Annotated in this window: 7 protein-coding genes; 3 read left to right on the top strand and 4 right to left on the bottom strand. The window is 67.7% G+C overall.

Annotated elements, in window-relative coordinates; all coding sequences use genetic code 11:
* A partial coding sequence (locus tag ACRDTL_RS13505; RefSeq protein ID WP_431507212.1) for an MBL fold metallo-hydrolase occupies positions 1–814 on the bottom strand: 814 nt, incomplete at its 3' end.
* A gap of 246 nt (positions 815–1,060) precedes the next feature.
* Between ACRDTL_RS13505 and ACRDTL_RS13500 the strand changes: the two genes are divergently transcribed.
* Positions 1,061–1,546, top strand: coding sequence for a hypothetical protein (locus tag ACRDTL_RS13500; protein WP_431507211.1), 486 nt, complete (start codon positions 1,061–1,063; stop codon positions 1,544–1,546).
* The gene (folE, locus tag ACRDTL_RS13495; protein ID WP_431507210.1) at positions 1,543–2,166 is read left to right on the top strand and encodes a GTP cyclohydrolase I FolE; all 624 of its coding nucleotides are present in this window, start codon (positions 1,543–1,545) and stop codon (positions 2,164–2,166) included. The genes ACRDTL_RS13500 and folE overlap by 4 nt, the downstream gene beginning before the upstream one ends.
* Before the next feature lie 18 nt (positions 2,167–2,184).
* Here folE and fadD6 read toward each other — a convergent pair whose 3' ends face one another.
* The gene (gene fadD6 / locus ACRDTL_RS13490; RefSeq protein WP_431507209.1) at positions 2,185–3,960 is read right to left on the bottom strand and encodes a long-chain-acyl-CoA synthetase FadD6; all 1,776 of its coding nucleotides are present in this window, start codon (positions 3,958–3,960) and stop codon (positions 2,185–2,187) included.
* A gap of 51 nt (positions 3,961–4,011) precedes the next feature.
* Positions 4,012–4,569 (bottom strand): TIGR00730 family Rossman fold protein, encoded by a 558-nt coding sequence (locus ACRDTL_RS13485; protein WP_431507208.1) that lies wholly within the window; start codon positions 4,567–4,569, stop codon positions 4,012–4,014.
* A gap of 84 nt (positions 4,570–4,653) precedes the next feature.
* Here ACRDTL_RS13485 and ACRDTL_RS13480 point away from each other — a divergent pair, with 84 nt between their 5' ends.
* Positions 4,654–6,777 carry an AAA family ATPase gene (locus ACRDTL_RS13480; RefSeq protein ID WP_431507207.1) on the top strand — a complete coding sequence of 708 codons (2,124 nt, stop codon included), beginning with the start codon at positions 4,654–4,656 and terminating at the stop codon, positions 6,775–6,777.
* Here ACRDTL_RS13480 and dapE read toward each other — a convergent pair.
* Positions 6,762–7,847 carry a succinyl-diaminopimelate desuccinylase gene (dapE, locus tag ACRDTL_RS13475; RefSeq protein WP_431507206.1) on the bottom strand — a complete coding sequence of 362 codons (1,086 nt, stop codon included), beginning with the start codon at positions 7,845–7,847 and terminating at the stop codon, positions 6,762–6,764. The two genes, ACRDTL_RS13480 and dapE, sit on opposite strands and share 16 nt — an antisense overlap.
* Positions 7,848–7,862: the final 15 nt, after the last annotated feature.

Below are 7,862 nucleotides of genomic sequence, written 5' to 3'. Positions count from 1 at the left end.
AGATGTAGTGGAATTCAGTAGCGGTTGATGACTTCTCGGCTGCGTCGCGGAAGTCGTCGAGGCCGGAGAGGAAGACCGAGAAGTCATTGTAATGAATCGGTATCGCGGTCCTCGGTGCGACGATCTCCACCGCGCGCACTGCCTGCTCCCCTGTCATGGTCACCACGGTGCCCAGCAGTGTCGTGCCCCCGGCATGGATCAGCGCCAAGTCGATATCCGGGTACCAGCGGGGGATGTCATACAGGCGGTCGTGCAACAGCGTGTCTCCGCTGATGTAGAGGCGGAAGCGACGTCTCTCGCCCAGGCTGAAGTCCAACATGCTGCCCATCACCGGTGGAAGCAGCCCCAAGACATGATCGGGCGCATGCTTGCCCGGCATCGAGGTCACCGTCAGGCGAGCGTCGCCTTTGACGATCAGCTGCGACTCCCACGTGTCGAGGGCATATCCCCGGGCGAACCCCTGCTCACCGAGGAGTCGCACCGCATGGTCGTTGGTGATGATCGGCAGGTCCTTGTCGAGTTCCCGCGCGGCTACGTCGTCGAAGTGGTCACCGTGGTGGTGCGACAGCACCACCGCGTCTATCGGGGGCAGCTCGCTGATCTGGCACGCCGGCTCGACCACTCGGCGCGCGTATATCCCGTGCCCCAGGTGGACATGCCCGCCTGCATGGAGGAACGCCGGATCGGTCAGGATGGAGAACCCGGCGTACCGGATGACGGTCGTGGCATTGCCCACAAAGTACAAGTCACCCTCGTCGAACTCCGCTTGCTGCGCGGCGGCCAACTCGATGGCCGTGGACGTCTCTTTGCGCATATTTCCATGCTAGCCCCGATCTCCGGCGCTGTTAATGTGTTGTGCGGGTTCGGATTTGTGTTGTTCATCTCGCCGGAAACCATTGAATTCAAAGAGTTGGAGACAACGGCGTAGAGCTATCCCCGGACCGGTGGGCGGGCGAGTGTCCCCGACGCCGCCGGCCGCCAGCCGATCCTGCCCCGTTGACAAATGGCCCTGTGGTCCGCCATTCTAAAAATAATACGAATTACTGATACAGGAGGAGCGATGAACGGTGCACACCTGCCCGGCACCTCGCCGGATGTGGACGGAGGCCGGTGGCAACTGGCGCGCCGCGACCCCGCGTATGCCGCATTTTGGCTGTTGCGCATCGGCTTTGTGGTGCTGCCGATCTGGATGGGTATCGACAAGTTCACCAAGATTCTCTACCAGCACTGGCCGGACGCGCTGGCGCCGTGGATCGTCGACATCGCCAAAGACTTGGGCTTAACCGCACAGACCGTGATGTACATCGTCGGCGTGATCGAGATCGTGGCCGGGATCGCGGTGGCGATCAAACCCCGCTACGCCGGCTATGTAGTCGCGGCCTGGCTCGCCGGCATCATCATCAACCTGCTGACCTACCCGTGCTGCTACGACATCGCGCTGCGCGACTTCGGGCTGCTGGTCGCAGCGGTTGCTCTGGCGTGGCTCGGCGCGGCCTACGACCAGCCGGGCTCCGCTGCCTATCACGATGGCAGTAACGCCAAATGACCACACCGAACCGCAGCAACCACCATGCGAAACCACCTTCCGTGCTCCGACTGGTCGATCACCCGGTCCCCGACCTCGTCGCCGCCGAACATGCAGCAGGTGCGTTCCTCGAGGCGCTGGGTGTATCGCTGAACACTGAGAGCATGCGCGCCACACCGCAGCGAATGGCCCGTGCGTACGCGGAGTTGTTCACCGCAGAACCGTTCGAGGCGACCACTTTTCCGAACGACGAGGGTTACGACGAGCTGGTGCTGGCGCGCGATATCCCGCTGCGTTCGGTCTGCGAGCACCATCTACTGCCCTTCACCGGCACCGCATGCGTCGGGTACCTTCCCGGTGATCGCATCCTCGGGCTCTCGAAACTCGCCCGGGTGGTCGAGCATTTCGCCTGCCGGCCGCAGGTTCAGGAACGGCTGACAAAACAGGTCGCCGACTGGCTCATCGATCACCTTCAGCCACGCGCGGTCGGTGTCGTGATCCGCGCCGAACACACCTGCATGACTCTCCGCGGTGTACACGCCACCGGCTCGACCACCGTCACCTCCACCCTGCTCGGCTCCTTGCGTAGCGACGCCCGCTCCCGGCACGAATTCTTCGCGCTGGCCGGTATCGGCGATTGAAACCTGGCCCTGGGGCCTTCAGCCCTGCGGTCGCTTACCCGCCGCGACCTCGTCGGGATACGCGTCGTAGAACCGCACATAGCCCTCGTCGCGGCCGGCCAACACATAGAGCGGGTCGTCGATGCCCGGGCCGTAGGCCTGCTCGCGCAGATCGACCTTGCGGCTCTTGAACGTCGTGGTGTGCTCCATCGACTCCACCACCCGCACGAACAGCGGCAGCGCATACACCGGCAGCTGCTCGTAGAGGGCGCGGGCCAGCGCCTTGCCGTCGAACTCGGCGCCGTCGCGCAGTTTGACCGCGGCCATTCCCGCACGACCGCCGGTGCGCGGGATCTCGACGCCGAAGACCGCGGATTCCTCGACGGACTTGTCGCACCCCAGCGCCGCCTCAACCTGTGTGGTGGCGACGTTTTCGCCCTTCCACCGGAAGGTGTCGCCGAGCCGGTCGACGAACGCGGCATGCCCCATACCCTGCGGGCTCATCACATCACCGGAGTTGAACCAGCAGTCGCCGTCGCGAAAGGCGTTGCGCACCAACTTCTTTTCGGTCGCGGCGGGATCGGTGTAGCCGTCGAACGGTTGCAGTTTGTTGACCGGGCTCAGCAGCAGGCCGGGCTTGCCGGCAGGCACCCGGCGCACCCGGCCGTTCTCGTCGCGCAGCGGTGCGCCGGTGTCGGGATCGTATTCCACGTAGGCCAACGGCATCGGCGAGATCCCGGTCGTCTTGGGCACATTGAAGATGTTGATGAACGCGGCGTTGCCCTCGCTGGCCGCGTAGAACTCGCAGACCCGCTCGATGCCGAACCGGGTGGTGAACTCGTCCCAGATCTCCGGGCGCAAGCCGTTGCCGCAGATCACCCGCACCTGGTGCGCGCGGTCGGTCGGCTTGGGCGGCTGGTTGAGCAGATACCGGCAGATCTCGCCGATATAAACGAACGCCGTCGCCTCGCTGGCGATCACCTCGTCCCAGAACCGTGAAGCCGAGAATGAGCGGCCCAGCGCCAGCGTCGCCCCGGAATTGAGCACCGACGCCACCGCCACGGTCAGCGCGTTGTTGTGATACAGGGGCAGGCAGCTGTACAGGGTGTCGCTGCCGTGCAGCCGCAATCCGAGGCCGCCGAACCCGGCCAGTGCGGCCAGCCACCGTCGATGGGTCATCACGCTGGCCTTGGGGTGCCCGGTGGTGCCCGAGGTGAAGATATAAAAGGCGGTGTCCTTGGCCAGCACCGCGGACGCCGATACCGGGTTGGTGGTGGGCGCGGTGGCGGCCAGTCGCTCCAGCTCCTCGACTGTCAGCGGCTCGGCGCCGGGCGCGCCGCATTCGTCGACGACGTCGACCAGATCGGACTCGGTGACCAGCACCTTCGCGTCCAGCAGGCCCAGGCTGTGGGCCAGCACCTCGCCGCGCTGGTGGTAGTTGACCATTCCGGCGACCGCGCCGGTCTTGACCGCGGCAATCATCGTCAGCACCGCGTTGGGCGAGTTGCGCAGCATGATCCCGACGACGTCGCCGTGACCGACCCCGCGCGCGGCCAGCACCGCGGCGTACCGGTTGACGGTCGCGTTGGCCTCACGGTAGGTCAGCCGCGCCTCGCCGAACCGCAGGAAGACCCGGTCCCCGAACCGGGCGGCGCGGTCCTGGAACACCTTGCCGATCGACGTCTTGGAGGTGGGCCGGACCAGCAGCCCGGTCAGCGCCCCGCGTGCCATCACCGGCACGTCGGCCAGCACACCCGGCAGCCGGGTGACGATGTCGACAAGCCCGACCGAAGTGCGGGCATCCTGTTCAGGCACTATTCCCTCGTTTCGTCCCCTTGTTTCGCTGAACCGCAGTTGGCGGTCAGCCTAACGCCCAGGTAGGCAGGCCTCCAGCGCCGCATTCACCTCATCGACGACGACCAGCCGGTCCAGCGCCGCCTCCGACACGTAGCCGGTGTCGATCAGCCCGTACAGCCAGGCGCGTAGCCCGTCGAAGTGCCCGCTCGGGTCGAGCACCACCACGGGTTTGTTATGCAGACCGAGGTAGCCGGCGGTCCAGGCCTCGAACAACTCCTCCAGCGTGCCGATACCGCCGGGCAGGGCAAGGAACGCGTCGGCACGGTCCTCCATGACTTGTTTGCGTTCTCGCATGGTGTCGGTGACGATCAGCTCGTCGGCCTCGGTGTCGGCCAGTTCGCGCTTCACCAGCATTTTGGGGATCACGCCGACGGTCCGTCCGCCCCGCGCCCGCGCCGCGGTGGCCAAGGCGCCCATCGCCGAGACGTTGCCGCCGCCCCATACCAGCGTCCAGCCGCGCTCGGCAATGGCCGCACCGACCTCGGTGGCCAACGTCAGCAGTGCGGGCTCGGTCGAGATGGACGCGCAGTAGACGCAGACCGCCCACGCATCGGCTTCCGGCCTCACACACCGAAACTAAACCAGCATTGCGGTAGCGCGCATTTGGGCCTATCGCGATGCCGCTGCGGCTTCAGGCCATAAAATCCCTCGGTGCCCTGGGTTGCCGCGCCGGACGAAGCCGTGCTGCACCGGGTGGCGGCCGCCCTGGACGACGCGGCTCGGGCCGGGGCGGTGCTGGTGGGACCCGACGGCGTCGGTAAGACGCAGCTGGCCGGCATGGCCGCCGAGAGGTTTGCCGCGCACCGGCCGTCGACGGTGATCCGCTGGGTGAGGGGCACCCGAACCGAGCAGATGGTCCCGTTCGGCGCGTTCAGCCGGCTCATCGACATCGCCGACATCGGCAGGCCTGCCGCACTGCTGCGCGCCGTGCACGACTCCCTCGTCGCTGATCGCGATCTGCTGGTCGTGATCGACGACGCACACGAGCTCGACAACTTGTCCGCGACACTGGTCTATCAGCTGGCTCTGAAGCGGTCCGCGCGTCTGATTGTCACCGTCCGCTCCGAAACAGAGCTGCCCGACGCGGTGGCCGCATTGTCGGCCGACGATCTGCTCGCCCGCATCGAGATGGTGCCCGTGGATAAGGCGCAGATCGCCGCACTTCAGTCGCTACCGGGGCTGATCGACGAGTACCTGCGGAACCTGCCACCGCCGGTGAAAGCGGTGCTGGACTACCTGGCCGTCGTGCAACCTCTGCAACGCAGCGACCTGGCGGCACTGGCCGGCGAGGGAGCCGTCGCGGACGGCGAAACCCTGGGCGCCGTCGCGTCCGATGACGACGGGATGGTGTACGCGGCCCATCCGCTCCACACCGAACGCACCCGCGCCGGACTGGGCGAGGGCACCGCACGGGCCCTGCGCACCGCGCTGGTCGGGCAACTGTCGAAGAATCCGTCCGATCGGGTCAGCGATCAGCTGCGGCTCTCGGTGCTGGCGATCGAAAGCGACCTGCCGGTCCCGGATGTCGCCCCCGCCGCCGAGCAGGCATTGCGGCTCGGCGACCTGACGCTCGCGCAGCGCCTGGCCCGAACCGCGGTCGATCAGTCGGGGGGCCTCACAGCGCGGCTGACATTGGCGCAGGCGCTGGCCTGGCAGGGCCGCGGCCGAGAGGCGGACGCGGTACTGGCCGCCGTGGATCCGGCCGGCCTGTCTGCGCCCGAGCTGATGGCCTGGGCGTTGCCGCGGGCGGCCAACCAGTTCTGGATGCTCAGCGAGCCGGAGCGGGCCACCACGTTCCTGCAGACCACCCGTAACCGTGTCGAGGCACCTGCCGCCCTGGCCACCCTCGACGCGCTGGCGGCGACCTTCGCCATGAACGCGGGCTCTCCGCTGCGTGCGCTGCGGATCGCCGACGAGGTGCTGGCCGCACCGCATGCCGACGAGGTGGCCGTCGGATGGGCGGCGTCGACAGCGGCGTTGTGCTCGGCCCGGGTTGGCCGGCTCGACGACGTCGAGGCGCTCGCCGCCCGGGCGCTGGCTTGTGTGCACCCGGGTTTGTTGAGGTTCACCAGCGGCTTTGCCCGGGTCACCGCGCTGGTGATGGCGGGACGGCTCGACGCGGCGCGCTCGTTGGCGCAGCGCTACACCGATTTCGCCGAGCTGCAGCAGCCCGGCAGGGCGATCGGCGAGGTGCTGGTGGCGTACGTGGTCATCGCCCAGGGCGACTTCGATACCGCGGTCGCACTGCTCGGACCTGCCTCCGAAACGCTGGCGCGGACGGGCTATTCGTGGGGCCCGTTGTCGTTGACGCTACTCGCGCAGGCGCTGGGTCAACAGGGTGAAAAGCTCGAAGCGGCAAAGGCCTTCAGTCGTGCGGAGTCGCGGCACGGCATGAAATCAGCGCTGTTCGCCCCCGAGCTGGCGCTGGCCAAGGCGTGGTCGAGACCGGCTCGTGGCGATGTGGCGGGCGCGATCAACGCCGCCCGGGAAGCGGTGCAGGCCGCCGAGCGTGGCGGACAGTCCGCGATCGCCCTGCGTGCGCTGCAGGATGCGACCCGACTCGGCGACATCCGGGCGGTGCATCGCGCCGAACGCCTCTCCGTCGAGGTGAACTGTGTGCTCGGCCGGCTTATGCTGGCTCATGCCCGCGCATTGACGGCCGGTGATTCCACGGCACTGGCCGACGTGGCGGCCGACTTGGCCGAGGCCGGATTTCATGCCGCGGCCGCCGACGCCGCCAGGCAGGCGCAGCGCGGCAGTCAGCCGGACAGGTAGCGGCGCAACATCGCCACGGCCGCGGTGATCTGCTCCACCGGCACCCGCTCGTCGCGGCAATGCGCCAGGTCGGGCTCGCCGGGTCCGTAATTCACTGCGGGGACGCCACGGGCGGCGAACCGCGACACATCGGTCCAGCCGTACTTCGCCCGAACCCGTCCGGCCGCGGCGTCGACCAAGGCCTTCGCGGCCGGCTTCGACAGCCCGGGCAGCGCACCCGCCGCGGCGTCGGTCTGTTCGATACGCACGTCGAGCCCGGCGAACACGTCGTGGACGTGCCGTAGCGCGGCCTGCAGCGACCGGTCGGGCGCGAACCGGAAATTGACCGTGGCAGACGCTGCGTCCGGGATGACGTTGCCGGCCACTCCGCCCTCGATGCGCACCGCCGACAACCCCTCGCGGTAGGTGCATCCATCGATCTCGACTGTGCGGGGCTGGTAGCCGGCCAGCCGGTCCAGCACGGCGCCGAGTTTGTGGATGGCGTTGTCGCCCAACCATGATCGCGCCGAGTGCGCGCGGGTTCCGGTCGCATGGACGACGACGCGCAACGTGCCCTGACAGCCCGCTTCGATGTAGCCGCCGGTGGGCTCGCCGAGAATTGCGACGTCGGCCGGTAGCCAGTCCGGGAGTTCGCGCTCGATGCGAGCCAAACCGTTTGCGGCAGCCTCGATTTCCTCGCAGTCGTAGAAGACCAGGGTCAGGTCGTGCAGTGGTGTCTCGACCGTCGCGGCCAGATGCAGGAATACCGCGTCACCGGATTTCATGTCCACGGTGCCGCAGCCGTGCAGGACGTCGCCTTCGTCGCCGGCCGAGCGGCGGCTGGGCAGGTTGCCGGCTACCGGGACGGTGTCGAGATGCCCCGCCAGCAGCACCCGCGACGGCCGGCCGAGATGGGTGCGGGCCAGCACGGCATTGCCGTTGCGGATGATCTCGAACCCCAGAGACGGAGGAGTCTGCGCCCTTAAAGCGGCCTCGACTTCGTCGGCGATGCGCGCTTCGTGCCGGGATTCGCTCGGGATGTCGACCAATGCCGCGGTCAGCTCGATTGGGTCTCCGGGTAAATCCAGCACGGCTCCCAGCGTAGT

The sequence above is a fragment of the Mycobacterium sp. genome, from assembly GCF_050700595.1.
Taxonomy (GTDB): domain Bacteria; phylum Actinomycetota; class Actinomycetes; order Mycobacteriales; family Mycobacteriaceae; genus Mycobacterium.
The sequence above is the reverse complement of the archived record's forward strand: the minus strand, read 5'-3'. Positions and strand labels throughout refer to the sequence as shown.